This is a genomic window from Paraburkholderia nodosa DSM 21604 (genome assembly GCF_000519185.1).
GTDB classification, from domain to species: Bacteria; Pseudomonadota; Gammaproteobacteria; order Burkholderiales; family Burkholderiaceae; genus Paraburkholderia; species Paraburkholderia nodosa.
Genome location: NZ_JAFA01000005.1, coordinates 331212 through 355983, shown reverse-complemented (window position 1 = coordinate 355983; position 24772 = coordinate 331212). Strand labels below are relative to the sequence as shown.

At 66.3% G+C, this 24772-nt stretch carries 22 protein-coding genes and 1 riboswitch; of the genes, 7 read left to right on the top strand and 15 right to left on the bottom strand.

What is annotated here, in order from left to right:
* Nucleotides 1-30 precede the first annotated feature (30 nt).
* On the bottom strand, nucleotides 31-2004 hold the full coding sequence (locus tag A3CW_RS0109860) for a lytic transglycosylase domain-containing protein (RefSeq protein ID WP_028203413.1): 1974 nt from the start codon (nucleotides 2002-2004) through the stop codon (nucleotides 31-33).
* 8 nt (nucleotides 2005-2012) lie between these two features.
* On the opposite strand from A3CW_RS0109860, the gene A3CW_RS45805 reads away from it, so the two are divergent.
* Nucleotides 2013-2639, top strand: coding sequence for a 5-formyltetrahydrofolate cyclo-ligase (locus A3CW_RS45805; RefSeq protein ID WP_081771591.1), 627 nt, complete (start codon nucleotides 2013-2015; stop codon nucleotides 2637-2639).
* Between the two features lie 15 nt (nucleotides 2640-2654).
* Here the strand turns inward: A3CW_RS45805 and A3CW_RS0109850 are convergent, their stop codons facing one another.
* Nucleotides 2655-3167, bottom strand: a complete 513-nt coding sequence (locus tag A3CW_RS0109850) for a winged helix DNA-binding protein (protein WP_028203412.1) — start codon at nucleotides 3165-3167, stop codon at nucleotides 2655-2657.
* 204 nt (nucleotides 3168-3371) lie between these two features.
* Here A3CW_RS0109850 and pxpB point away from each other — a divergent pair, with 204 nt between their 5' ends.
* From pxpB to A3CW_RS0109825, 5 genes are all read left to right on the top strand, one after another.
* Entirely contained in the window at nucleotides 3372-4031 is a 660-nt protein-coding gene (gene pxpB / locus A3CW_RS0109845) for a 5-oxoprolinase subunit PxpB (RefSeq protein WP_028203411.1), read from the top strand.
* Nucleotides 4028-5095: a 5-oxoprolinase subunit C family protein gene (locus tag A3CW_RS0109840; RefSeq protein WP_028203410.1), complete on the top strand. Its 1068-nt coding sequence runs from the start codon at nucleotides 4028-4030 to the stop codon at nucleotides 5093-5095. The genes pxpB and A3CW_RS0109840 overlap by 4 nt, the downstream gene beginning before the upstream one ends.
* Nucleotides 5096-5139: 44 nt before the next feature.
* The gene (gene pxpA / locus A3CW_RS0109835) at nucleotides 5140-5895 is read left to right on the top strand and encodes a 5-oxoprolinase subunit PxpA (RefSeq protein ID WP_028203409.1); all 756 of its coding nucleotides are present in this window, start codon (nucleotides 5140-5142) and stop codon (nucleotides 5893-5895) included.
* 219 nt (nucleotides 5896-6114) lie between these two features.
* A complete protein-coding gene (locus A3CW_RS0109830) occupies nucleotides 6115-6858 on the top strand; it encodes a DUF969 domain-containing protein (RefSeq protein ID WP_028203408.1) in 744 nt (247 codons plus the stop codon).
* Nucleotides 6855-7808 carry a DUF979 domain-containing protein gene (locus tag A3CW_RS0109825; RefSeq protein WP_028203407.1) on the top strand — a complete coding sequence of 318 codons (954 nt, stop codon included), beginning with the start codon at nucleotides 6855-6857 and terminating at the stop codon, nucleotides 7806-7808. The genes A3CW_RS0109830 and A3CW_RS0109825 overlap by 4 nt, the downstream gene beginning before the upstream one ends.
* Before the next feature lie 102 nt (nucleotides 7809-7910).
* Here A3CW_RS0109825 and A3CW_RS45800 read toward each other — a convergent pair whose 3' ends face one another.
* From A3CW_RS45800 to A3CW_RS0109765, 11 genes are all read right to left on the bottom strand, one after another.
* Entirely contained in the window at nucleotides 7911-9029 is a 1119-nt protein-coding gene (locus A3CW_RS45800) for a TraB/GumN family protein (protein ID WP_407669728.1), read from the bottom strand.
* A 184-nt stretch (nucleotides 9030-9213) separates the two neighbouring features.
* The gene (locus A3CW_RS0109815) at nucleotides 9214-10248 is read right to left on the bottom strand and encodes a peptide ABC transporter ATP-binding protein (protein ID WP_028203405.1); all 1035 of its coding nucleotides are present in this window, start codon (nucleotides 10246-10248) and stop codon (nucleotides 9214-9216) included.
* On the bottom strand, nucleotides 10245-11243 hold the full coding sequence (locus A3CW_RS0109810; protein WP_028203404.1) for an ABC transporter ATP-binding protein: 999 nt from the start codon (nucleotides 11241-11243) through the stop codon (nucleotides 10245-10247). The genes A3CW_RS0109815 and A3CW_RS0109810 overlap by 4 nt, the downstream gene beginning before the upstream one ends.
* A 1-nt stretch (nucleotide 11244) precedes the next feature.
* Nucleotides 11245-12162 carry an ABC transporter permease subunit gene (locus tag A3CW_RS0109805; RefSeq protein ID WP_028203403.1) on the bottom strand — a complete coding sequence of 306 codons (918 nt, stop codon included), beginning with the start codon at nucleotides 12160-12162 and terminating at the stop codon, nucleotides 11245-11247.
* Between the two features lie 54 nt (nucleotides 12163-12216).
* Nucleotides 12217-13230 carry an ABC transporter permease subunit gene (locus A3CW_RS0109800; RefSeq protein WP_028203402.1) on the bottom strand — a complete coding sequence of 338 codons (1014 nt, stop codon included), beginning with the start codon at nucleotides 13228-13230 and terminating at the stop codon, nucleotides 12217-12219.
* Nucleotides 13231-13359: 129 nt separating this feature from the next.
* Complete coding sequence (locus A3CW_RS0109795) at nucleotides 13360-14994, bottom strand: ABC transporter substrate-binding protein (protein WP_028203401.1); 1635 nt, start codon at nucleotides 14992-14994, stop codon at nucleotides 13360-13362.
* A gap of 333 nt (nucleotides 14995-15327) precedes the next feature.
* Nucleotides 15328-16158 (bottom strand): methylenetetrahydrofolate reductase [NAD(P)H], encoded by an 831-nt coding sequence (gene metF, locus A3CW_RS0109790; protein WP_028203400.1) that lies wholly within the window; start codon nucleotides 16156-16158, stop codon nucleotides 15328-15330.
* A gap of 52 nt (nucleotides 16159-16210) precedes the next feature.
* Nucleotides 16211-16564, bottom strand: coding sequence for a phage holin family protein (locus A3CW_RS0109785; protein WP_028203399.1), 354 nt, complete (start codon nucleotides 16562-16564; stop codon nucleotides 16211-16213).
* Between the two features lie 162 nt (nucleotides 16565-16726).
* Nucleotides 16727-18145, bottom strand: coding sequence for an adenosylhomocysteinase (gene ahcY / locus A3CW_RS0109780; protein WP_028203398.1), 1419 nt, complete (start codon nucleotides 18143-18145; stop codon nucleotides 16727-16729).
* Nucleotides 18146-18178: 33 nt separating this feature from the next.
* Nucleotides 18179-18286: riboswitch (S-adenosyl-L-homocysteine riboswitch) on the bottom strand.
* A 113-nt stretch (nucleotides 18287-18399) separates the two neighbouring features.
* A complete protein-coding gene (locus A3CW_RS0109770; RefSeq protein ID WP_028203397.1) occupies nucleotides 18400-19122 on the bottom strand; it encodes an LrgB family protein in 723 nt (240 codons plus the stop codon).
* 38 nt (nucleotides 19123-19160) lie between these two features.
* On the bottom strand, nucleotides 19161-19589 hold the full coding sequence (locus A3CW_RS0109765) for a CidA/LrgA family protein (RefSeq protein ID WP_035512721.1): 429 nt from the start codon (nucleotides 19587-19589) through the stop codon (nucleotides 19161-19163).
* 214 nt (nucleotides 19590-19803) lie between these two features.
* Between A3CW_RS0109765 and A3CW_RS0109760 the strand changes: the two genes are divergently transcribed.
* Nucleotides 19804-20751 carry a LysR family transcriptional regulator gene (locus A3CW_RS0109760; protein ID WP_035512649.1) on the top strand — a complete coding sequence of 316 codons (948 nt, stop codon included), beginning with the start codon at nucleotides 19804-19806 and terminating at the stop codon, nucleotides 20749-20751.
* A gap of 89 nt (nucleotides 20752-20840) precedes the next feature.
* Here A3CW_RS0109760 and A3CW_RS0109755 read toward each other — a convergent pair whose 3' ends face one another.
* Entirely contained in the window at nucleotides 20841-22580 is a 1740-nt protein-coding gene (locus A3CW_RS0109755) for an OmpA family protein (RefSeq protein ID WP_028203394.1), read from the bottom strand.
* 247 nt (nucleotides 22581-22827) lie between these two features.
* A complete protein-coding gene (locus A3CW_RS0109750; RefSeq protein ID WP_028203393.1) occupies nucleotides 22828-24456 on the bottom strand; it encodes a GMC family oxidoreductase in 1629 nt (542 codons plus the stop codon).
* Nucleotides 24457-24772 lie beyond the last annotated feature (316 nt).

The following is a 24772-nucleotide window of genomic DNA, read 5'->3' as shown; positions in this document are numbered from 1 at the left end:
GGAAGACGGCGCGGCGTAACGGCCCGGCGCTTACGGCGAGATATAGCCGAGACGCGCCTTCAGCGATTGCGGACGGCCCTCGAACAGCGCCGCATAGTAGACCGTGTTCGACAACACGTTTTTCACGTAATCGCGGGTTTCCTGGAACGGAATGGTTTCCGCGAAGATGGCGCCCTCGACGCCGCCCTGCAAAGTCTGGCGCCATGCGCGCGGGCGGCCCGGCCCGGCGTTGTAGCCCGCGGTGGCGAGCACAGCGGAGCCGTCGAACTGATTGTAGATCATCGACAAATAGTTCGTTCCGAGCAGGATATTGGTGTCGAGATCGTTGAGCTGGTCGCGCGACAGGGGCCCGAGGCCGATCTTCTTCGCCACCATCTGCGCCGTGGCCGGCATGATCTGCATGAGACCGCTCGCGCCCACGCCCGACTTCGCGTTGAGAATGAAACGCGATTCCTGGCGAATCAGGCCGTAGGCCCATTCGACGTCGAGGCCGTTGGTTTGCGCGTCGCGCTCCACGACGTCGCGGAACGGCGCGAGATAGCGCAGCGAGAAGTCGTGCTCCGTTTGCGTGCGGTCGGCCGTGTTGACGGTGCGGTCGAGCAGCTGGATGCGCTTCGCGTATTCGGCGACGGCGAGCAGCTGCCGATCGCTCATGCCGCGCAGCGGCCAGTTCCATTCGCGATTGCCTTCGAGCCGCAGATTCAGCGCGTAGAAGCGCTGCGCGAGCGCGAAGCCCGGTGTTTGCGCAGCCTGGGCGATTTCGGCGTCGCTCACCGTGGTCTTCGGCGGGATGGTGATCTTCTGGCCGAGTTCTTCGGTGGCGAGCTGGCCGTAGAAGTTATAGCCCGGCGAGATCGACGCGAATTCCTGGTTCGCCTGCCCCGTTTCGCCGGCCTGCTTGAGCGCGCGTGCGTGCCAGTAGACCCACGACGGCTGCGCGCGCAGCGCGGCCGGCATCTGTTCGATCGACCAGCGCACCATGGTCCAGTCGCCGCCCAGCAGCGCGGCGCGCGTACGCCATTCGTAAGCCTGGCTCGAGAGCGGCGCGTTGGCCGAGAGGCGATACCAGTCGAGTGCGGCGGGCAGACGCTTCAATGCGCCCTGATAGCCGATCGTGCCCCAGCCGATCGCCCGCTCCGGCGACGCGAGCTGCGGCGCGACGGTGGCGAACGTGGCCGCGGCCATGGCCGGGTCGTTGCGCGCCATCACGGTGATGGCCAGCAGCGCGAGCTGATGCGACTGCGGATCGCCGGAAACGCCTTGCGCGAGCGTGAGCGGCGGCGTGCTCACGGCCTGGCTGAAGGCGGTCGGATCGGGACGCTGCGAAAGGCCGTCGAGCAGCTTGGCGCCGGTCGAGGTCTGGTTCTGCTCGTAGGAAAGGCGAATCTGCTGCCAGACGTCGTCGCTCGAGAACTGACCTTTGATGGCAAGCGCGGTGATGAGATCGACGCAGCCGTCGCCGTAATAGCGCGGCTCGGTGAGCAGCGCACGCGCGTCGTTCGCGACGTTCTCGCCGCGCGCCGCACGCGACTCCAGCGCGTAGCACTTCACCTGCGTGTCGTCGTTGAGCACGAAGCGCGAATATTGCTGGTCGAAGTTCGCCCAGTCGTGGCGCGCGCCGAGCACGGTCAGATAGTCGTTGCGCATGCGGTCGGCGATCGCCTGGCCGTCGTAGCGCTGCAGGAACGACAGCACCGGCGCGTCAGGCGCGTCGATGCGCGCGTGGCCCTGCGAATCGAACAGCTGCGGCTTGAGCTGGAAGTATTCGAGATACGACGGCGCCGGGTAATCGGGAATCATCGCAGCGAGTTGCGCGGCGCGCGCGGGATCGTTGTTGCGCGCGGCTTCGCGAAGCTGGATGAAAGTCTGATCGTCGCTGGAAAGGACTGCGCCTACGGGCAGTGCGACGGGGCGCACGGCGTCCGCCGTGCTGCATGCTACGAGTGCCGCGGCAGTCAGTGCGAGACCGACCACGCGATATACTCGGACAAGGCGTTTGGACATCGTTATTTCTGGAGCGCGAGGTGAACCCAAGCATAGCACGCAACCCTCACACGGAATCCAAAAAGGACTGGCGTACAAGGCTGCTTCCTCGGCGAATTGAGGCGGCTTCCGACGTGGCAATCGGTGCGTCACTCGCGGCTCGTCTCGATGCGCTCGTCGCGCGATTTTCGCCGCGTTCGATCGGGTTCTACTGGCCCTTGCGCGGCGAGTTCGATGCGCGCGCCTGGATCACCGCCTGGCTCGCCGCCGATGCGTCACGCCGCGCCGCCCTGCCCGCCATTCCCGAACGCCACACGCCGCTCCTCTTTCACGCCTGGACGCCCGACGCACCGATGCGCGAAGGCCATCACGGGATCCTCGAGCCGCAAGCGCAGGAACGGATCGTGCCCGATCTTCTCTTCGTGCCCTGCGTGGGTTTCGATCGCGACGGCTATCGCCTCGGCTACGGCGGCGGCTACTACGACCGCACGCTGGCCGCGTGGCCTGGCGAGGCGTTGCCCGTCACGGTTGGCATTGCGTATGAAGCGTGCCGCATCGACGATGGCGTGCTCGCGCGCGAGGCGCACGACCTGCCGCTCGATGCCGTGGTGACCGAAGCCGCCACGCATCTTTGCCAACGTTCACGTGAGCGCTGAACCCACCCTGGTCGCTCAGAGCGAAGCCGCCGCGCGCGCGGCCGTGTCATAGAGCCCCGACGCATTGCGCATGAGTTGCGCGGCGTCGCCGATCTGCTGGTTCGTGAGGCCGCTTTCCTTGAGCGTCGCGATGAGGCAACTCTCGCGCACGTCGCGGTAGCGCAGGCACAGTTCCTGGCCTTCCGGCGTGACCGAAAAGAAGACTTCCTTGCCGGTCTTTTCGCTTTTTACATACCCTCTGGAGACAAGCTTCTTCAACGCATACGTGGCCACGTGCGTGTCCTCGATGTTGAGCACGAAGCAGATATCCGCGAGCTTCTTGCGCCGCTCGCGATGGCCGACGTGATGGAGCAGCGACACCTCGATCGGCGTCATGTCCTTCACGCCCGCCGCCGACATGCAGCGCACCATCCAGCGGTTGAACGCGTTGCTCGCCATGATGAGCGCGTACTCGAACTCGGAAAGCTCGGCGCTCGACTCGGAGACGAGATGTTCGGACGAAACGATCTTGGTCGGCTGGCGCGACATGGCAGATAACCCGGTAGTCGGTGTTCGAAAAGGCAAAGCGGCGTGGCGTGAGTGTAATTGCAGTGTGTTTTCGGTGCGCCTGGCGAAAACGCTTATTGATAAATTGTAGATAATTTATCGACAATGTACGCTAGGAAGGAACGGCACCGGCCGTCCCGTGCGCCCATTTTCGACCGGTCGAACCCGTCCCCTCATCGATCCAACATGCCGAATTCTGACCCTCGCATTTTTCCTCTCGGTGACGAAGCGCTCGTCTGTGAAGCGCCGCCGCCCGCCACGCTCGAGGTCCAGCGCCGCGTCTGGGCCGTCGCTGCGCTCGCGCGCGGCTGGGCGCCGGTGCGCGAGGTGGTGCCCGGCATGAACAACCTGACGATCACCTTCGATCCGCTCTCGGCCGACGCCGCGGCGCTCGCCGGCGCGCTGCGCAACGCCTGGCGCGACGCCGAAGACGCGAGCGCAGCAGGCAGCGAAGTCGAGATACCGGTGGTCTATGGCGGCGCAGACGGCCCCGATCTCGAAGCCGTCGCGCAGCACTGCGCGCTCGCCGCCGCCGACGTCGCCGCGCGCCATGCCGCGGGCGTCTACACGGTGTTCTTCCTCGGCTTTCAACCCGGCTTCGCCTATCTCGGCGGTCTCGAACCCGCGCTGCACACGCCGCGCCGCCGCGAGCCGCGCATTGCCGTCCCGGCCGGATCGGTGGGCATCGGCGGGGAGCAGACGGGCATTTATCCGGCCGCCTCGCCAGGCGGCTGGCAACTGATCGGCCGCACCGCCGCGAAGCTGTTCGACGCTTCGCGCAATCCGCCTTCGCTGCTCATGCCAGGCGACCGCGTGCGTTTCACCATCGCGGAGCTCCACGCATGATCGAAGTACTACGCGCGGGCCTGCTCACCACGGTCCAGGATCTCGGCCGCCCCGGCTACCGGCATCTGGGCGTCGCCACCGGCGGCGCGCTCGATGCGCTCGCGCTCGAAGTGGGCAACCGCCTCGTCGGCAACCGGCCCGACGCCGCCGGCGTGGAAATCACCTTCGGCCCCGTCGCGCTGCGCTTCGCGCGCGCCACGCGCGTCGCCATTACCGGCACGGACTTCGGCGCCACGCTCGGCGGCCGCCCGGTCTGGTCGTGGTGGAGCCTGCCCGTGGCCGCCGGCGAGGAACTCGTGCTGAACGGCGCGAAGCGCGGCATGCGCGCCTATGTGTGCGTGGCCGGCGGCATCGACGTCCTGCCCATGCTCGGCTCGCGCAGCACCGACCTCGCGGCGGGCTTCGGCGGCCTCGCGGGCCGCGCGCTCAAAGACGGCGACCGTCTCGCCACGGGCGCCTCGTTCGCGCCGGGCCGCGAGCGCGCCGCGCTCGACCCGGGCGCGCCGGCCTTCGGCGTGAAGGCGCCCGTGTGGTGCAACTTCGCGCTGGCGGACGAGCCGCATCACCGGCGCGGACGCCATGCGGACGGCATGGCGTGGGCCGTGCCCGTGCGCGTGCTGCGCGGCCCCGAGTACGACAGCTTCACACCCGAGGCGCAGCGCGCGCTGTGGTCCGACGAATGGCAGATCACGCCCAACAGCAACCGCATGGGCTTCCGGCTCACGGGCACGCCGCTCGCGCGCGCGAACGGCGTGGACCTGCTCTCGCACGCCGTGCTGCCCGGCACGATCCAGGTGCCACCGAGCGGCCAGCCGATCGTGCTGATGGCCGACGCGCAGACCACGGGCGGCTACCCGAAGATCGGCTCCGTGATTCGCGCCGACTGGTGGAAGCTCGCCCAGGTGCGGCTCACCGGTGGCGTGCGTTTCATGGAAGCGACCCCGGCCGCCGCGCGCGCGGCGCTGGAAGAGGAACGGGCGTATTTGCGGCAGATCGACACCGCGATCGCCATGCACGACGAGCGCTTTGCGAGCCGCCGCGCGAACGCGGCCGCGAGCGCGTGATTTTCAAGCACCATCGGTAAGACGAGCAGTAAGAGGAACCCATCATGACCACCATCGATCTGAACGCCGATCTCGGCGAAGGCTGCGGCTCCGACGAGGCGCTGCTCGACCTCGTGAGCTCCGCCAACATCGCGTGCGGCTGGCACGCGGGCGGCGCCAACGCCATGCGCGAATGCGTGCGCTGGGCCGTGGAAAAAGGCGTGTCGATCGGCGCGCATCCGAGCTTCAACGACCCCGAGAACTTCGGCCGCAAGGAGATGAACCTGCCGCCCGAGGAAATCTACGCGGGCGTGCTGTATCAACTCGGCGCGCTCTCCGCGATCGCCCAGGCCGAAGGCGGACGCATCGCCCACGTGAAGCCGCACGGCGCGCTCTACAACCAGGCCGCGCGTGACCCGCAGATCGCCGAGGCCATCGTCTCCGCCGTGCACGACTTCGATCCGTCCGTGACGGTGTTCGCGCTCGCGGGCAGCGGCCTTGTGACGGCGGCGCGCGAAGCGGGGCTCGTGGCGATCGAGGAAGTGTTCGCCGACCGCGGCTATCGCGCGGACGGCTCGCTCGTGCCGCGCAGCGAGCCGGGCGCGTTGCTCGACGACGAAGACGCCGTGCTCGCGCGCACGCTCGCGATGATCCGCGAGCAGCGAGTGCAGGCCGTGAACGGGGCCTGGGTGCCGCTGAACGCGCAGACCATTTGCCTGCACGGCGACGGCCCGCACGCGCTCGCGTTCGCGCGGCGCATCCGCACGGCGCTCGACGACGCAGGCATCGGCGTGCGCGCGGCGGGGGCCGCCGAAGTCTGACGCACGCGCGTTTGAACGCAGCAAAGCGCGCGGCATGCGCCGCGCGCCAATCGAGCCGTATCACCGAAGGTTTTCACAAGGCAATCCCTCGGCAGCGCAAGCTTGCCAAGCGTAGTTGTACCAAGCAGGTTCGTAGTTGTACGAATGGCCATCAGAGCCGCGAAGTCAACGCCGCTATCCGCGGCAATCAACGACAAGCCAATACGTTTGGAGATCCACATGCAGAGCACCGTCAACTTATGGCCGCTGATCGGCGTGGCCGTCATCATCGCCGGCTTCCTGTTACGCTTCAATCCGATGCTGATCGTCGCCGCGGCGGCCGTCGTCACCGGTCTCGCCGCGGGCTTTCCGGTCGCGAAGATTCTCGCCGCCATCGGCACCGGCTTCATCAAGACCCGCAATATTCCGCTCATCATCCTGTTGCCGCTCGCCGTGATCGGGCTGCTGGAACGCCACGGCCTGCGTGAGCGCGCGCAGATCTGGATCGGCAGCATCAAGGCGGCCACCGCCGGGCGTCTGCTCATCGTCTATCTGCTCGTGCGCGAACTGACCGCCGCCGTCGGCTTGACGGGCCTCGGCGGCCATCCGCAGATGGTGCGGCCGCTCATCGCGCCGATGGCCGAAGGCGCCACCGAAAACCGTTTCGGCAAGCTCTCCGACGCCGTGCGCTACAAGCTACGCGCCTACTCGGCCGCGACCGACAACGTGGGCCTCTTCTTCGGCGAGGACATCTTCGTCGCGTTCGGCGCGATCGTGCTGATGGTCACGCTGCTCAAGGAAGCGGGCGTTTCGGTCGAGCCGATCCATGTGGCGTTCTGGGGCATTCCCACGGCGATCTGCGCGTTTCTGATTCACGGCGCGCGGCTCTGGCTGCTCGACCGCAAGCTCGAACGCGAACTGGGCGGCACGCGCAGCGCGAGCGACGCCAAGGGTGCAGACCGTGCACAGGGAGACGAAGCATGACGCTCACCCTCAACTGGCTCTTCTGGCTGCTCGGCATCGTGCTGCTGATCGTCGGCGGCATGATCGTGATGGACCGCGAGCATCCGCGCCGCTTCACGGCGGGCGGCTTCTGGCTGCTCTACGCGCTCATCTTTCTCGTCGGCGACCTGCTGCCCGCCGAAGTCGTGGGCGTGCTCGTGCTCGCCATGGCGCTCATCGCGGGTCTCGGCGGCGTGACGGCCGCCAAGCCCAAGGTGCTCGCGCTCGAAACGCGTATCGCCAGTGCGAAGCGGCTGGGCAACAAGCTTTTCGTGCCCGCGCTCACCATTCCCGTCGTCACCGTCGTGCTCACGCTCGCGGCCAGCCATCTCGTATTCGGCGGCAAGGCGCTCATCGACCCGAAGAACGTCACGCTGATCGGCTTCGGCATTGGCTGCGTGATCGCGCTCGTCATCGCCTGCATCATCACGCGCGATAGCGTCGGCCAGTCGATGAAGGAAACCCGCCGCCTCGTCGACGCGCTCTCGTGGGCCGCCGTCCTGCCGCAGATGCTCGGGATGCTCGGCCTCGTGTTCTCGGACGCGGGCGTGGGCAAGGCCGTGGCGCACGTGACGACGTCGTACATCAACATGGACGTGCGCTTCGTCGCCGTGGTGGTCTATTGCGTGGGCATGGCGCTCTTCACGATCATCATGGGCAACGGCTTCGCCGCGTTTCCGGTGATGACGGGCGGCGTGGGCGTGCCGGTGCTGGTGGGCGTGTTCCACGTCAATCCGGCGATGATGGCCGCCATCGGCATGTTCTCGGGCTACTGCGGCACGCTCATGACGCCGATGGCCGCGAACTTCAACATGGTGCCCGCGGCGCTGCTGGAGCTGCCCGACAAGAACGCGGTGATACGCGCGCAGGTGCCCACGGCGCTGGGCATCCTCGCGGCGAATATCGTGCTGCTGAATGTGTTCGGGTTTTGACCCGCGTACGCATGCGGTTGCAAAAAAAGCCGGCGAAAGCCGGCTTTTTTGCGTTCAGGCCGCGCGCGGCCGCGAGATTCGGGCGCAAAGACCCAAGCCGGCTCAACCTGGGTCGACGTTGAAGCCACGCTGGCGCAGCAACTGGAGCACGCCTTTCGGGCCGCCCAGGTGCAGCGCGCCGACGGCAACGAAGAGCGGCTTGTTCGGCGCCACGTATTGCTGCATGCGCGAAACGAAGCGCCGGTTGCGCTCGTAGACGATGCGGTTATCGACCGACGCCGCCACCCGGGCGTCGTGCGAGAGCTTTTCGGTGCGAGCCGATTCCCATGCGGCGATCGCGTCGGCGTCGCCCACGCGCCACAGGTGCAGGAGCGTCTGCACGTCGGATACGTTTTGCGCCGGCGTCTGCGCGAGGTCCTGGGCGAGCATCTCGCGCTGCTGTGCGAGGCTCAGGTTCGTGAAAGCGCGCATCTGCTCGCCGAGCGTCTCCAGCCCGACGATGCGGCGGCCCTTCCAGCGCAGGAACACGTTCTGCAGCTGCGCCTCGGTGCCGAACTCGGTCTGCAGGCCGGCGCTCAGCGAGTCGTAGGTCTCCACGAGCAGCGAAGCGAGCCACGGCCGCATTTTGCGGATCTCGGCGAGCGCCTCCGGATTGCCGCGCATGCGCGCCTCGAGTTTCTGCCAGAGCGGATCGGGCAACAGGCCCGGCAGGCAGGGCCGTCTGCACACCCCGTATTTCGAGACGTCGTCCTGGGAAACGAGCAGATCGTCGGGGGAAAGCTCGAGCGCGAGAATGGGCGACGCGGCGAGCGCCGCGAGAATCGGCGGGCGAAACGGCTGGCCGGGCGGGTAGTCGGCGGGGTCGCCCACATGGAGCGTGCCGAGCAGATAGATCGTGAGATTGCCGCGCGTGGCGACGTAGAACGGCATGCGCGCAGGCTGGGTGCGCACCGGACCGCCAGCCGTCGTGCCCGATGCGTAGCTCGGCACGGCGGGCGCGGCATGAAAGCCGGGAATGCCGCCGTTCGCGCCGCGCGCCGCGCCGGGCGGCATGGGCACGGCCGGGTGCACGCCGGGCGTGTTGGCGACGGCGCCGCCAGCGAACGCCGGGCCCGAGGCACCGGCGAGAACGCCGACCGCGAGCGCCAGCGTGAGCGCCGCGCGCGCCGCGTCGCTCGACGCTTTCTTCAACGCCGCACGCAACGCCACCGCGAATGCCACACCAAAAGCCACACCGAATGTCACACGAACAGCCGTACTCAACCCGGCCGCCACGGCAAACGCGGCAGCCGGAACGATTGAAAGAGCGGCGGAGAAAACGGTGGAAAAAACAGTGAAAAAGGCGGCACGACGGCCGCCCATCAACTGGCGGCGCGTAGCAATAAAACGACGCGCCGCCGTCGCTTCAGGCCGGCATGGGCCGCCCATCCTCTTCCCCCACCTCCTCTGCACGATGGCAGGATACCTGACGGCCGTCCACTTCGCGAAGTACAGGCACTTCCTTACGACACCGATCGACCGCGTATGGACAACGTTGATGGAACGTGCAACCAGACGGCGGGTTGAGCGGCGAAGGCAATTCGCCCTCGAGCTTGATCTTCACGCGGCGGTCCGCTTCGAAGATCGCGGGCGTGGCCGAGAGCAGCGAGCGCGTGTACGGATGGCGCGGCCGCGAGATCACCGTGTCCTTGTCGCCCAGTTCCGCCACGCCGCCCAGGTACATCACCATCACGTCGTCGGCAATGTGCTCGACCACGGCCAGGTTGTGCGAGATGAACACGTAGCTCGTGCGGAACTGCTCCTGCAAGTCCATGAACAGATTGAGAATCTGCGCCTGGATCGAGACGTCGAGCGCGGAAACCGGCTCGTCGGCCACGACGATCTGCGGGTCGAGAATCATGGCCCGCGCGATCGCCACGCGCTGGCGCTGGCCGCCCGAAAACATGTGCGGATAGCGCTTGGCGTGCTCGGGCCGCAGGCCGACGATGCGCATCATGTGCGCGATGCGGTCCGCGCGCTCGCTCGCCGTGAGCCGCGTGTTGATGGCGAGCGGCTCGCCGAGCGTCTGCTCCACGGTCTTGCGCGGATTGAGCGAGGCGAACGGGTTCTGGAACACCATCTGCACGCGGCGGCGCAGCGCGGCGATCTTCGCGGCGCTTGCGTGCGCAACGTCCTCGCCGTCGATGGTCAGCTTGCCCGCGGTGGGCGGCTCGATCATCGTGAGCTGGCGCGCGAGCGTCGATTTGCCGCAGCCGGACTCGCCCACCACGGCGAGCGTGCGCCCGCGCGTGAGCGAGAACGACACGCCATTGAGCGCCTTCACGGTGCCCGTGCCGAACATGCCGCGCTTGACGGTGTAATGCTTCTTGAGACCGTCGGCGATGAGAACCTTGTCGTCCTGATGGTCCTGATGAGCCGCGTGTTGCTGGACTGCGTTCATCGCGCGCCTCCACTGGATTGAGTCACCGCCGCGTTCAGCGGCTTGATGCAGCGCACTTGCGCATAGCCGCTCTCATCGGTCACCGCGTCGAGCGCGGGCCGCGCCTTCATGCAGTCATCCACCACATACTTGCAGCGCGGCGCGAAGAGACAGCCGCTCGGCCGGTCGTCGCGGCCGGGCACCATGCCGGGCAGCGCGGCAAGCCGCATCGCCCCCTTGTTGTGCTCGGGAATCGCGGCGAGCAGCGCTTCCGTGTACGGATGATGCGGACGCGAAAAGATGTCCGGCACGCGGTTCGTTTCGATGATCTCGCCCGCGTACATCACGGCCACGCGTTGCGCGACTTCGGACACCACGGCCAGGTCGTGCGAGATCAGCACGAGCGCCATGCCGCGGTCCTTCTGCAGACGCACGAGCAGCTCCATGATCTGCGCCTGGATCGTCACGTCGAGCGCCGTGGTGGGCTCGTCGGCGATCAGCAGCTTCGGGTTGCAGGCCACGGCCATCGCGATCATCACGCGCTGGTTCATGCCGCCCGACATCTGGTGCGGGAAGTTGTCGATGCGGTTCTTCGCGTCGGGAATGCCGACCTGGTCGAGCAGTTCGATCGCGCGCGCATGCAGCGCCGAGCCGCGCAGGCCCTCGTGCAGCTTGAGCACTTCCTTGATCTGATAACCGACGGTGTAGCTCGGGTTCAGGCTCGTGAGCGCGTCCTGGAACACCATGGCGATGTCCTTGCCCACGATGCGGCGGCGCTCCTTGCCCGTGGCGCCCAGCAGATCGCGGCCGTCGAAGGTGATCGAATCCGCGCTCACCTTGCCGGGGGCGTCGATGAGGCCCATCAGCGCCATCATCGTCACGCTCTTGCCCGAGCCCGACTCGCCGACGATGCCGAGCACTTCGCCAGGCGCGACCGACAGATTCACGCGGTCAACGGCGGGCAGGCCGTTGAAGTTCACCGCCAGATTACGGATGGTCAAAAGTTCTTTGTTCATGTCAGGCCATCCGCTTGAGCTTGGGATCGAGCGCGTCGCGCAGCCCGTCGCCGAGCAGGTTGATCGCGAGCACCGAAATGAGGATGGACAGACCCGGCATCGTGACGATCCACCATGCGCTGTCGATGTAGTCGCGCGCCGAGGCGAGCATCGCGCCCCACTCTGCACGCGGCGGCTGCACGCCGAGGCCAAGGAAGCCGAGCGCGGCGGCGTCGAGAATCGCCGAGGAAAACCCGAGCGTGGCCTGCACGATGAGCGGAGCCGTACAGTTGGGCAGCACCTGCGAGAACATCAGGCGCAGCGTGCCGGCACCGGCCACGCGCGAAGCGGTCACGTACTCCTTGTGCAGTTCGCCCAAAGCCGAACCGCGCGTAAGACGCACGTAGCCGGGCAGCGCCACGATCGCGATCGCGAGCATGGTGTTCGTGAGACCCGGACCGATGATCGCGACCACGGCCACCGCGAGGAGCAGCGAGGGCAGCGCGAGCAGCACGTCCATGAGACGCATGATCGGCGTATCGGCCCACTTCTCGAAGAACGCGGCCACGAGCCCGAGCACGATGCCCGGAATCAGCGCGAGCACGACCGAGACGCAGCCGATCCAAAGCGAAAGCCGCGCGCCGTACATGAGACGCGAGAGGATGTCGCGGCCCGCTTCGTCGGTGCCGAGAATGAACTTCCAGTTGCCGCCGTCGAGCCAGGCGGGCGGAATCTTCACGTAGTCGCGGTATTGCTCGATGGGGCTGTGCGGCGCGATCAGCGGCGCGAAGATCGCGATAAGGATCAGCGCGAGCACGATCACGCCGGCGCCCACGGCGCCCCTGTTGCGCGAGAAGTTCGCCCAGAATTCGCGCAGCACGAGCGCGCGGCCCGAAGGCGGCGTGACGGCGCGAGGCACGGTGTTCTGAATGTCAGCCATCATGCCTCCTGGTGTTGAATGTGGTGTTGTGGGGTTCGCATTGTCATGGCTCGCTTACCTCGTATGTCGAATGCGCGGGTTGAGCACGCCGTACAGCAGATCGACGAACAGGTTCACGACGATCACGAGCGTCGCGATCATGAGAATGCCGCCTTGCACCACCGGATAGTCGCGCCGGCTGATCGCGTCGATCAGCCATTTGCCGATGCCGGGCCAGGAGAACAGCGTTTCGGTGAGCACCGCGCCCGCGAGCAGCGTGCCGACCTGCAGGCCGATCACGGTCACCACGGGAATGAGCGCGTTGCGCAGCGCATGCACGACGATCACGCGCAAGGGCGAAAGACCCTTGGCGCGCGCAGTGCGGATGTAGTCCTCACGCAGCACTTCGAGCATGGAAGAGCGCGTCATGCGCGCGATCACGGCGAGCGGAATCGTGCCGAGCACGATGGCCGGCAGGATCAGGTGGCTCAGCACCGACCTGAACGCGCCTTCGTCGGTGCCGGGCAGGAGCGAGTCGATCAGCATGAAGCCGGTCACGTGCGGAATGTCGAATTCCACCGCGATGCGGCCCGACACAGGCGTCCAGCCGAGCTTCGACGAGAACACCATGATGAGGATGAGCCCCCACCAGAAGATCGGCATGGAGTAGCCGGTGAGCGCGGTGCCCATGACGCCGTGATCGACGACGGTGCCGCGCCGCAGTGCGGCGAACACGCCGGCGGGCAAGCCGACCGCGAGCGCGAAAATGAGCGCGCAGATCGACAGCTCGACGGTGGCGGGAAAGCGCGCGAGAAACTCGCCCATCACGCTCGTGTTGGTGATGATCGAGGTGCCGAGATTGCCGTGCACGGCGTGCCAGACGTAGTGCACATACTGCATCGGCAGGGGCTCGTCGAGCCCCAGGCGGTGCATCGCCTCGGCGTGCATTTGCGGATCGACGCCGCGCTCGCCCATCATCACTTCGATGGGGTCGCCCGGAATCAGGTGGATGAGTGCGAACGCAAGGATGGTGATACCGATGAACGTGGGTATGACCATGCCGATGCGGCGCAGTACGAAGCGGAACATGTGGTGTTCCCCCAAAAGCTTGAAATGAAACGCAACCGGCGACAGGGGCTCGTGACCCCGGTCGCCGGACCATTTTCCGCCGGTCCTGGCTGATGTGCGGACCGAGCGGAAAGTCTTACCCGATTATCCTTACTGCATGCCCACGCCGTCGAAGCGCGCGTAGCCGAGCGGTTCGATGCGCATGTCGGTCACCTTCTTGCTGACCGGCTGATAAACGGTCGAGTGAGCGATCGGCGAGAACGGCAGTTGCTTCGCGAAGATCTGCTGCGCTTCCTGGTAGTACTTCGTGCGCTGCGCCACGTCCGAGGTCTGGCGGCCCTTCTGGACCAGGTCGTCGAACGGCTTGTAGCACCACTTGCCGAAGTTGTTGCCGTTCACCGCTTCGCAGCCGAGCAGCGTGCCGAGCCAGTTGTCGGGATCGCCGTTGTCGCCCGTCCAGCCGATCAGCATCGAGTCGTCCTCGCCCGCGTGCGCGCGCTTGATGTACTCGCCCCACTCATACGTGACGATCTTCGCCTTCACGCCGATCTTCGCCCAGTCGGCCTGGATCATCTCGGCCATCAGACGTGCGTTCGGGTTGTAGGCGCGCTGCACGGGCATGGCCCACAGCGTGATCTCGAAACCGTTCGACAAGCCAGCCTTGGCGAGCAGCGCCTTGGCCTTCTCCGGGTCGTACGCGTTGGCCGGCAGGTTCTTGACGTAGGACCACTGCGTCGGCGGCATCGGGTTGGTCGCGAGCTGGCCCGCACCCTGGTACACCGACTCGATGATCGCCTTCTTGTTGATCGCCATGTCGAGCGCGTGGCGCACGTCCGCGTTGTCGAGCGGCTTGTGCGTGACGTTGTACGACAGGTAGCCCAGGTTGAAGCCCGGCTGCGACGGCATCGCGATGTTCGGCTCGGCCTTCAGCGGCGCGATGTCGGCGGGACGCGGATAGCTCATCACCTGACATTCGTCGCGCTTGATCTTCTGCACGCGCACGCTGGCGTCCGGCGTGATCGAGAAGATCAGCTTCGAGAGCTTCACGGCGCCCGGCTTCCAGTAGTCGGGATTGCCGTCGTAGCGGATGGTCGCGTCCTTCGTGTAGCTCTTGAAGATGAACGGACCCGTGCCGACCGGGAACTGGTTGATGTCGGCGGCCTTGCCGGCCTTCATCAGTTGATCCGCGTATTCAGCCGAAAGGATCGAGGCGAATTCCATCGCCATGTTCTGGATGAACGGCGCGTTCGGCTCGTTCAGCGTGAACTTGACCGTGTACGGATCGACCTTTTCGACCTTCGCGATCAGCTTGTCGAGGCCCATGTCCGTGAAGTACGGGAACGACACCGGGTACGCCTTGCGGAACGCATTGTTCGGGTTGAGCATGCGGTCGAACGAGAACACGACGTCGTCCGCATTGAATTCGCGCGTGGGCTTGAAGAACGAGGTGGTCTGGAACTTCACGCCATGACGCAGATGGAACGTGTAGGTCTTGCCGTCCTGGGACACGTCCCACGATTCTGCGAGACCCGGTTCGACCTTGGTGCCGCCGCGCTCGAACTCGACGAGGCGGTTGTAGACGGTGAACGTGTTCGCGGTGAAGTCGGTGCCGGTCGTGTATTGGGCCGGGTCGAAGCCAGCGGGGCTGCCTTCCGAGCAATAGACGAGCGTCTTGTTCGGAATGCTTTGCGCGGCGTGCGCGAGCGGCGCTCCAGCAATCGATGCCGCTGCGAGCGCCACGAGAGACGTCATTAGGGCAGCCCGCAACAGTTTGTTTTCTTTCATGTTTCCTCCAGTTCAATGCCGGCTTGCGCCAGCGTAGCGCGATCTTACTTGAGCACGTGCCGCAGTCACAAGCAAGCCAAAAGTCCGGTCGCTTGTGGAAAACGCCGGGTTGACAGGCGTCGTCGTTGCAGCATGCTGCGGTGCAGCGTAGCTTCGCCCCCTTTTTTTCTCTTGCTGGATCAGGAACATAGCGCGCCGAAATGCCGCGCGCAGCCGGGCCGCGCGGCCTTGCTGATGCAAATCGCGCAATCGCATCTCAATAAAAAACCGCGCGGCCCGGGAGTCCGGGAACCGCGCGGTTTGTCGCCGCTGGCCGGGTCTAGAGCGAGCGCCCTAGAACCCGAGCCGCTCGCAAATGGCCTTGGTGGCCGGCGCCGCGTTGAGCGTGTAGAAGTGGATGCCCGGCACGCCCGCCTCGACGAGACGGCGGCACAGGTCGGTCACCACGTCGAGCCCGAACGCGCGGATCGACTCGCGATCGTCGCCGAAGCTTTCCAGGCGCTTCGCGACCCAGCGCGGCACTTCGGCGCCGCACATCTCCGAAAAGCGCATGAGCTGCGAGTAGTTCGTGATCGGCATGATGCCCGGCACGATGGGAATATCCACGCCCAGCTTCTTCGCGTCGTCGACGAAGCGGAAATACGCATCCGCGTTGAAGAAGTACTGCGTGATCGCCGAATTGGCGCCCGCTTTCACCTTTTGCGCGAACGCTTCGAGGTCGTGGCGCGGCGAACGCGCCTGCGGGTGGTACTCGGGATACGCGGCCACTTCGATGTGGAACGCGTCGCCGGTTTCCTCGCGGATGAAGGCGACGAGTTCCGACGCGTAGCGTAGTTCGCCCACCGCGCCCATGCCCGAGGGCAGGTCGCCGCGCAGCGCCACGATATGGCGGATGCCGTGCGAGCGGTACTCGCCGAGAATCGCGCGCAGGTCCTCTTTCGAAGAGCCGATGCACGAGAGGTGCGGCGCCGCCTCGACGCCTTCCTTCGCGATGTCGACGACGGTGTCGAGCGTGCCCTGTTGCGTCGAGCCGCCCGCGCCGAACGTCACCGAGACGAACTTCGGCTTGAGCGTGACGAGCTGGGCGCGCGTGGCGCGCAGCTTTTCCACGCCGTCCGGCGTCTTCGGCGGGAAGAATTCGAATGAGAGTTCGATCGGTTTCATGTTGATGAGGCCAGTGAGGCCGGGCCGCAAACGTGGGCGGTCCGGGCCCGCGTCAGCCGAGGCTGCGGTTGCCGAAAATCAGCGCCGAAAGCAGCCACGACACGATGCTGTACAGGATCGAGCCGAAAAATGCCGACCAGAAGCCCGACACCTCGAAGCCCTTGAGGAGCGACGCCGCCAGCCAGAAGCACAGCGCGTTCACCACGAGGATGAAGAGGCCGAGCGTGAGGATGGTCACGGGCAGCGTGAGCACGATCAGCAGCGGGCGCAGCACGGCGTTGATGAGACCGAGCACGATCGCGACGATGAGCGCGGTGCCGAAACTGCGAATATGGATCGACGGAACGAGCCAGGTGATGATCAGGAGCGCGAGCGCGTTGATCAGCCAGGTCAGCAGCACGGTCATAAGGACTCCTTTTGCGTCGTTGCTTTTGTATCGCCAGGTGCCGGCAGCGGATGCCGCCCGCAGTCCCCACACGTTGCGCGCGCGGGGATTGGGGTCAGCATCCGCTTGACCGCTTAAAACGGGCTTAAAACCGCAGCCCGTTTTGTATCGCGTTGTATCGGCTTAATAGCGATAGTGGTTCGGCTTGAACGGACCGTTCTTGTCGACGCCGATGTACGAAGCCTGGTCGTCGGACAGCACGGTCAGGTTCGCGCCGATGCGCGCGAGGTGCAGACGTGCAACCTTCTCGTCCAGGTGCTTCGGCAGCACGTACACCTTGTTCTCGTACTTCTTGCCCTGGGTGAACAGTTCGATCTGTGCGAGCGTCTGGTTCGTGAACGAGTTCGACATCACGAACGACGGGTGGCCCGTGGCGCAGCCCAGATTCACGAGGCGGCCTTCGGCCAGCAGGATCACGCGCTTGCCGTCCGGGAAGATGATGTGGTCGACTTGCGGCTTGATGTTGTCCCACTGGTACTGGCGGGTCGACGCAACGTCGATTTCCGAGTCGAAGTGGCCGATGTTGCAGACGATCGCGTTGTGGCGCATCGCCTTCAGGTGATCGTGGTTCAGCACGTGGTAGTTGCCGGTGGCCGTCACGAAGATGTCGGCCTTGTCGGCGGCGTATTCCATCGTCACGACACGGTAGCCTTCCATCGCCGCCTGCAGCGCGCAGATCGGATCGATTTCCGTGACCCACACCGTGGCGCCCAGGCCGCGCAGCGACTGAGCGCAGCCCTTGCCCACGTCGCCGTAACCGGCCACGACCGCGATCTTGCCCGCGATCATCACGTCGGTCGCGCGCTTGATGCCGTCCACGAGCGACTCGCGGCAGCCGTACAGGTTGTCGAACTTCGACTTCGTGACCGAGTCGTTGACGTTGATCGCCGGGAACGGCAGACGGCCTTCCTTCTCCATCTGGTACAGGCGGTGCACGCCCGTCGTGGTTTCTTCGGTCACGCCCTGGATGTGCGAAAGGCGCTTCGAGTACCACTGCGGATCGACGTCGAGGTGCGCGGCGATCGACTTGTAGAGCGCAACTTCCTCTTCGTTCGTGGGCTTGGCGATGACCGAGCGGTCCTTTTCAGCCTTCGAGCCGAGGATCAGCAGGAGCGTGGCGTCGCCGCCGTCGTCGAGGATCATGTTGGCGAATTCGCCGTTCGGCCATTCGAAGATGCGGTGCGAGAACTCCCAGTATTCGTCGAGCGATTCGCCCTTGAACGCGAACACCGGCACGCCGCCCTGCGCGATCGCGGCGGCGGCGTGGTCTTGCGTCGAGAAGATGTTGCACGAGGCCCAGCGGACGTCGGCGCCGAGCGCGGTCAGCGTCTCGATCAGCACGCCCGTCTGGATCGTCATGTGCAGCGAGCCCGCGATGCGCGCACCCTTGAGCGGCTGCTGCGCCTTGTACTCTTCGCGGGTTTGCACGAGGCCCGGCATTTCGGTTTCGGCGATATTGAGTTCCTTGCGGCCCCAGGCGGCAAGCGACATATCGGCGACGATGAAATCTTTGGCTTGATCTTGCGGAACTGCGGCGTTCATCACGCCCTCCTTTCTAAAAGTGACTAGAAATTAAAGACGTGAGCGCCGTTTCAGTGCGATTGATTCAGTGGACTCAACCGGATTGAAGCACTTTCGAGCCTGGCGGGTTACAGAAAACCCGTCGCAACGCTCCTCGAAAGCGAGCCGAGATTGTAGCAAATCGGGATGGCGTCCGCGCGCGTGCGCATTCGCAACGTGCGCGTTGGCGACATGCGCGTCTGCGATAAAGCGGGCGCGAACGCGCCCGCCGGACTTCAAACCGGCAGAAACCCGAGCGCCGGCGCGAGCAGCACCATCACCACGCCCGCGATCATCATCGTGAGGCTCGCCACCACGCCTTCTTCGCTGCCCAGTTCGCGCGCCTTCGCCGTGCCCACGCCGTGCGCCGCCGCGCCGAAGAGCGCGCCGCGTGCCAGCCGCGTGCGCAGCGGCACGAGGCCGAGCACGAGTTCGCCGAACAGCATGCCGCACACGCCCGTGGCGATCACGAACAGCGCGGTGAGGTCGCGCGGCGCGTGGATCTTGTCCGACACCGCGAGCGCGAACGGCGTGGAGATCGAGCGCGTCATCAGGCTGCGCTGCAGATCGGGCGACAGGTGCAGGAGCTTGGCCAGCGCGAGCGAGCCGCCCACCGCCACGACGATGCCGACCGTCACGCCCACGGTGAGCGAGATCCAGTGGCGCCTGAGCAGGTCGCGGTACTCGTAGATCGGCACCGCAAAGGCCACGGTGGCCGGGCCGAGCAGCCACATGAGCCAGCGCGTGTCCTGGAAGTACACGGGGTACGGAATATGGAGCGCCAGCACGAACACGCCGAGCACCGCGGGCACCGCGACGAGCGGCGTGAGCCACGGCGAGCGAAAGCGCGCATAGAGCGCCTTCGAGGCGAAATAGAGCGCAACGGTGAGGATAAAGCAGCCGGCGGCGATGAGCCGCGCCGCGTCGTCGGCGAACAGGGACGAATAAAACGTGTTCATGACGGAACCCCTCTTGCTCTAGTCAGGACGCTGCAGCCTCAAGCCCGCGCCAGATGGCGCGAGTGCCGCGAATCGCGCACGCGGCGCAGCGCGAGGCGCCGTTCGAGCTTCGCGGCCTGTTCGACCGCGAACGCCACGGCCACCATCACCATCAGCGTGCCGCCGACCACGACGAGCGCGAGACGCCAGCCGTCGGCGCGAAAGAGGCCGCCGTATTTCACGGCTGCCACGGCAGCGGGGATGAAGAACAGCAGCATGTCGGAGAGCAGCCAGTCGGCGCCCGCCTTCACCCAGCGCGGCGTGACGCCGCCGCAAAAGAGCAGCGCGAGCAGCAGCACCAAGCCGACCACGCCGCCCGGCACCGGCAGGTGCGTGAAGCGCGTGAGGGCGTCGGCGGCGTACCAGACGCCTGCGAGCAGCGCCGATTGCACGGTAATGCGGCCGATACGGCGCCCGAAGCTCGCCATGCCGCCCACGTTGCACTCAGCGCTTTCGGAGACTTTCGCGGTCGCGGTGGAGGTAGTCATGGCAAACCCTAAGTGACACTGGAATGGAAGTCAGTATAGGGTGCAGCGCAGCATAAACATAATGACTTAAGATCATCTGCTACATTCCATATTGGAATGCACCAACTCAGCACCCGGCTGAGCGTGTTTCCTGCACATTTGTGGAGTCCCGATCGTGGAACTGCGCGCGCTTCGCTATTTCATCGAGGTGGTGCGGCAACAGAGCTTCACCGCCGCGGCCGAAAAACTGCATGTCACCCAGCCGACCATCAGCAAGATGGTGAAGGCGCTCGAAGACGAGACCGGCACCCAGCTGTTGCTGCGCGACGCGCGCCAGATGGTGCTCACCGACGCCGGGCGCATCGTCTACCAGCGCGGCCAGGACGTGCTCGCCGCGCAGGCGCAGCTACAGGCCGAACTCGCCGATCTCGGCACGCTCGGGCGCGGCGAACTCACCATCGGCATTCCGCCGATGGGCGGCTCGCTCTTCACGCCCGCCATCGCCACGTTCCGCCAGCGCTATCCGAAGATCGAGCTGAAGCTCTTCGAGCAGGGCTCGCGCGCCATCGAAGCCGCGCTGATTTCGGGCGAGCTGGAGCTGGGCGGCGTGCTGCTGCCCGTCGATCCCGCGCTGATCGACGTCTTGCCGATCTCGCACGAGCTGCTGTGGCTCGTCGCGCGGCGCGGCTCGCGCTGGGACAACAAGCTCGCCGTGCCGCTCGCCGAGCTGGCGGGCGAGCCGTTCGTGTTCTACGGCGAAAGCCTCGCGCTCAACGACGTCGTGCTGAACGCGTGCCGCACGGCCGGCTTCGTGCCGCAGGTGGTGGGGCGCAGCGGCCACTGGGACCTGATGGCGGCGCTCGTGCTCGCGGGCTTGGGCATTGCGCTGCTGCCCGCGCCGTACGTGCGCCGGCTCGACGCCGAACGCTTCACCTGCTTGCCCGTGAGCGAGCCGCAAATCACCTGGGACATGGCGATCGGCTGGAAACGCAGCGGCTATCTCTCGCACGCGGCGCGCGCGTGGCTCGACGTCGCGCGCTCGGAGTACGGCAAACCCTTCACGTTTCTCGATGACTTCGTGCATCCGCCGGGGATGGAGAAACTGCCGGGCAAGGCTGGCTGAAGCGGCGCGCAACAAAAAAAGCCGTCCGGCCTGAGCCGGGCGGCTTTTTGCATCGCTGCCAGGATGCGTCACGGAGTGACGACTTCGGACTACTTTGCGACGAACTCGATGCGGCGGTTGTGGAAGCGGCCGCTTTCGGTGTCGTTGCTATCCACCGGATTCGCGTCGCCATAGCCTTGCGCCGCGAGCCTGCTCAGCGGCACGCCCTGCGACGCGAGGTAGGTGCGCACCGCGAGCGCTCGCTGCTTCGAAAGCGCGAGGTTCGCTGCCTTGTCGCCCACGTTGTCCGAATAGCCCGCCACCTCGAGCGAGACCGGCTGGCCGCGCTTCGCGCACGCGATGAGCGCGCGCGCCGACTGGCGCAGATCGTCGGCTGCGGAGGCCGGCACGACCGAGCTGCCCGTCCTGAAGTTCATGACCTGCAGATTGAGCACCTTCGCCACATCGGCGCCCGCGCACGAGCTGTCCGCGGCGAACAGGCCCTTCACAGCGTCGCGGAACGACTGCGTCGCGTCGGTCACGGCCTTCTGCACGTTGAACACGCCGATGTCGAAGCCCGAACCGAACAGCGCCTTGAGCTTGTCGAGCCAGCCAGCCTTCGTGTCGGCCGCCGCGCCGCTCAGCTCGACGTGCGTGCCGTCGATCTTCACTTGCGCGCCAGGGAGCGCCATGAGCGGCAGCAAGCCGTCGAGGTGCGCGAGCCACTCGGCGGGCTTCGTCGCTGCGTCGACGTTCACGTTGGCCGTGAACTTGCCCGCGCCGAACTGCTTCGTCAGGGCGTCGATGAGTTGCGTCTTCTCGGCTTCGGTGCCCACCGTCGCCGTGATCGTCGGCATGCCGGACTTGTCGACCGTGAACGACAGATGCGAGTCCTGGGTCGGCGCCGGAACCGCATCGCTTGCGGCAACCGCAGCGACAGCGACAGAAGCGGCCGTGGCAGACGCGGTGACGGGCGCCGAAGCGCTATCCGCTTGCGACGCCGCGTCCGATGCAGCGACCGCGCCCGGCGCGATCGAGTTGGCCGTTGCGGGCTGCGCGGCGTCCTGCGGGTCCACCTCATTGTGCTGGCACGAACGCAGCGCAAAGAAAGCGACGATCAGCGCGAGCGCGGCGAGCAGCCACCAGAGCCAGTGATGGCGGCGCTTCTCCCCGGCGATGGGCGGCGTTGACTCGGCCACGGTCTGCGGCGGCACCGAGGCCGGCACCGGACGCACCACGGGCTGCGGATGATCGAGACGCGCGGAGACATCCTTCAGGCGGCCCATGATCGAGCCCGCGAACGCGGCGGCGCTGCCAAGTCCGACGGCGCTCGCGAGGTGATCGGTCAGGCTCGCGTTGACCGCAGGAAGCTGATGGCCGAGCAGCGTCGGCAGTTGTCCGACGAAGCCCTGGGAAGCCGTGAAGTGCTGCTTGAGAATCCCCATGATGGCTGCGCCGACCACGCCGGCAAGCGAGAAGGCCATGGACTGCGGCGCACCCGTTTGCACGGCGACCGCGTCGGCGAGCGCGCCGACATTCGCGCCGGTCGCTTTCTGGAGCAGTTCGCGGCCCGTGGCTTCGAGCTGGCCCAGGTCCGCTGTGCTCGCGAGCAGCTCGGGCAGCTGCTTGCCGATCAGCGGATTCGTGTCGGACGACATGATGGTGGAAAAGAGGCTGCGCGCGCCTTCGGGCGTGGCGCCGCGATTCATGATCGCGGCCATGATGGCGGGCGCGGCGGCGCCGGCGACCTTGCGCGTGAATTCAGGCGTGAGCCCGTAGCGCGTTCCCATCGTTTTGAAGACGTTCTCGCTCAGAACGGTATCCAGCAGTTGAAAGACATTGATGCTCATCGAGGCGGATCCTCCAGTTCGCGGACGCGCCACCGGACACGCCCAAATGCGAGCGCGATTATAGGGAGTCCGAAATCTCGAAAAAGCGCGCAAAGGGCGAACCGCACATTGTTTGACGAAAAAACCCGAAAACTCGGATTAGTCGCGACGTTGCGCGATGTTGCGGTTGCAACGAGACGACGGCGCGCCTCGTCTGCAAGACTGCGATGAGCACATGCAACGGAGTAGGATGAAACGAAGTCGCGCGTCAGGCATCGACGCGCTGAGGCGCCGTATCGCGCGCGTATCGCGCTTGTGCGATGAAGTCGGCCGCACGCTCGCCGATCATCACGCTCGGCGCATTCGTGTTGCCGCCGATGAGTGTCGGCATGACCGAGGCGTCGGCGATGCGCAGTCCCGTCACGCCGCGCACGCGCAACTGCGGATCGACGACGGAGCGCGCGTCGCCGCCCATGCGGCAGGTCGCGACGGGGTGATAGATCGTGTCGGCATGGCGGGCGATCGTCTCGCGCAGTTGCGCGTCGCTCTGCTCGCCATGCGTGTAGAGTTCGCGGCCGCCCAGTTGCGCCAGCGCGGGCGCGTCGAGTATGCGACGCGCGAGGCGCGCGCCCTGCGCGAGCGCGTCGAGGTCGCGCGGATCGCAGAGAAAGCGCGGGTCGATCACGGGCGCCACGCGCGCGTCGGCGCTCGCGAGCGTGACCGTGCCGCGGCTCGCCGGGCGCAGCACGCACACGTGCAGCGAATAGCCATGGCCCCAATGCAAGCGACGGCTGTGGTCGTCGACGAGCGCCGTGCAGAAGTGCAGCTGCAGGTCGGGCCGGTCGAGTTCGGGGCGGCTCTTCAGAAAGCCGCCCGCCTCCGCCACGTTGGTCGTGAGCATGCCGCGCCGCCCCTGCAGATAGCGCACGAATCCCGCGGTCATGCGCGCCGCGCCGCGCAGCGAGTAGCCCACGGTGTCGCTCGAATGCACGCGTTTGTTGAAGGTGAAATCGATATGGTCGATCAGGTTGCGGCCGACTTCGGGCGCGTCGTGGCGCACCGCGATGCCGAGCGCGCGCAGTTCGTCGGCGGGACCGATGCCCGAGCACATCAGCAATTGCGGCGAGTTGAACGCGCCCGCCGCGAGGATCACCTCGGCGCGCGCCTGCAGGGTCTCGATCGCGCCGCCGCGCGCAAGCTCCACGCCGCTCGCACGCGCGCCGTCGAAGCTCACGCGCAGGACCGTCGCGTCGGCGATCAGATGCAGGTTCGGCCGCTCTCGCCCATACAGATACGCGCGCGCCACCGTGCAGCGTTCGCCGCCGCGCTGCGTCACCTGATAGAAGCCGACGCCCTCCTGTTCCTCGCCATTGAAGTCGTCGTTCAGGCGAAAGCCCGCCTCGCGCGCGGCCTCGACGAAGCGCGCGGCGACCGGGTTGCGCTCGCGCAGGTCGGCCACGCCTAGCGGGCCACCCGCGCCATGCCAGGCGCTCGCGCCGCGCTCGTTGTCCTCGGCGCGTAGAAAGTACGGCAGCACGTCGCGCCACGCCCAGCCATTGCAGCCGAGCTGCGCCCATTCGTCGTAGTCGAGCGGATGGCCGCGCGTGTAGATCATCGCGTTGATGGTGCTCGAGCCGCCGAAGCCGCGGCCGCGTGGCTGGTAACCGCGCCGTCCGGCGAGACCCGGCTGCGGCACGGTTTCATAGGCGTAGTTGTTTTTCGTGCGACGCGGGACGAGCGCGGCGACGCCGAGCGGCATATTGACGAACGGGTTGCGCGCCGTGTGCGGCCCCGCTTCGACGAGCGCGATGCTCGCCTGCGGGCAACGGTCGGCCAGCCGGCCCGCGAGCGACGCGCCGCCCGAGCCGCCGCCTACGATGATGTAGTCGTATTGCATCGTCTCCGTCCTGTCGGCCTGTCTCTTGCGAGGCACCGGCGCGCTATTTGCACGCTCGTTCGTTTTCGGCTTCAATGGCGCATTGTAGGAAGCGTCTGATTCCGAGGTCAGCTTTTATGTCAGAGCATCCCCTCTAAACCTGACGGCGCATCGACGCCTATGATGGAAGGCGGTTCAGCCGCCAGAGCTGAAACCCCAAAAAAGATTCCAGCAAGCGGCAAAGGGAGCGCTGGAGCGCACAAGAATCACTCACCTCACGGACGCTTCCCATGGAGCGGCCGCTGCGCACGCCTCCCCGTCACGACAGCGAACAGAA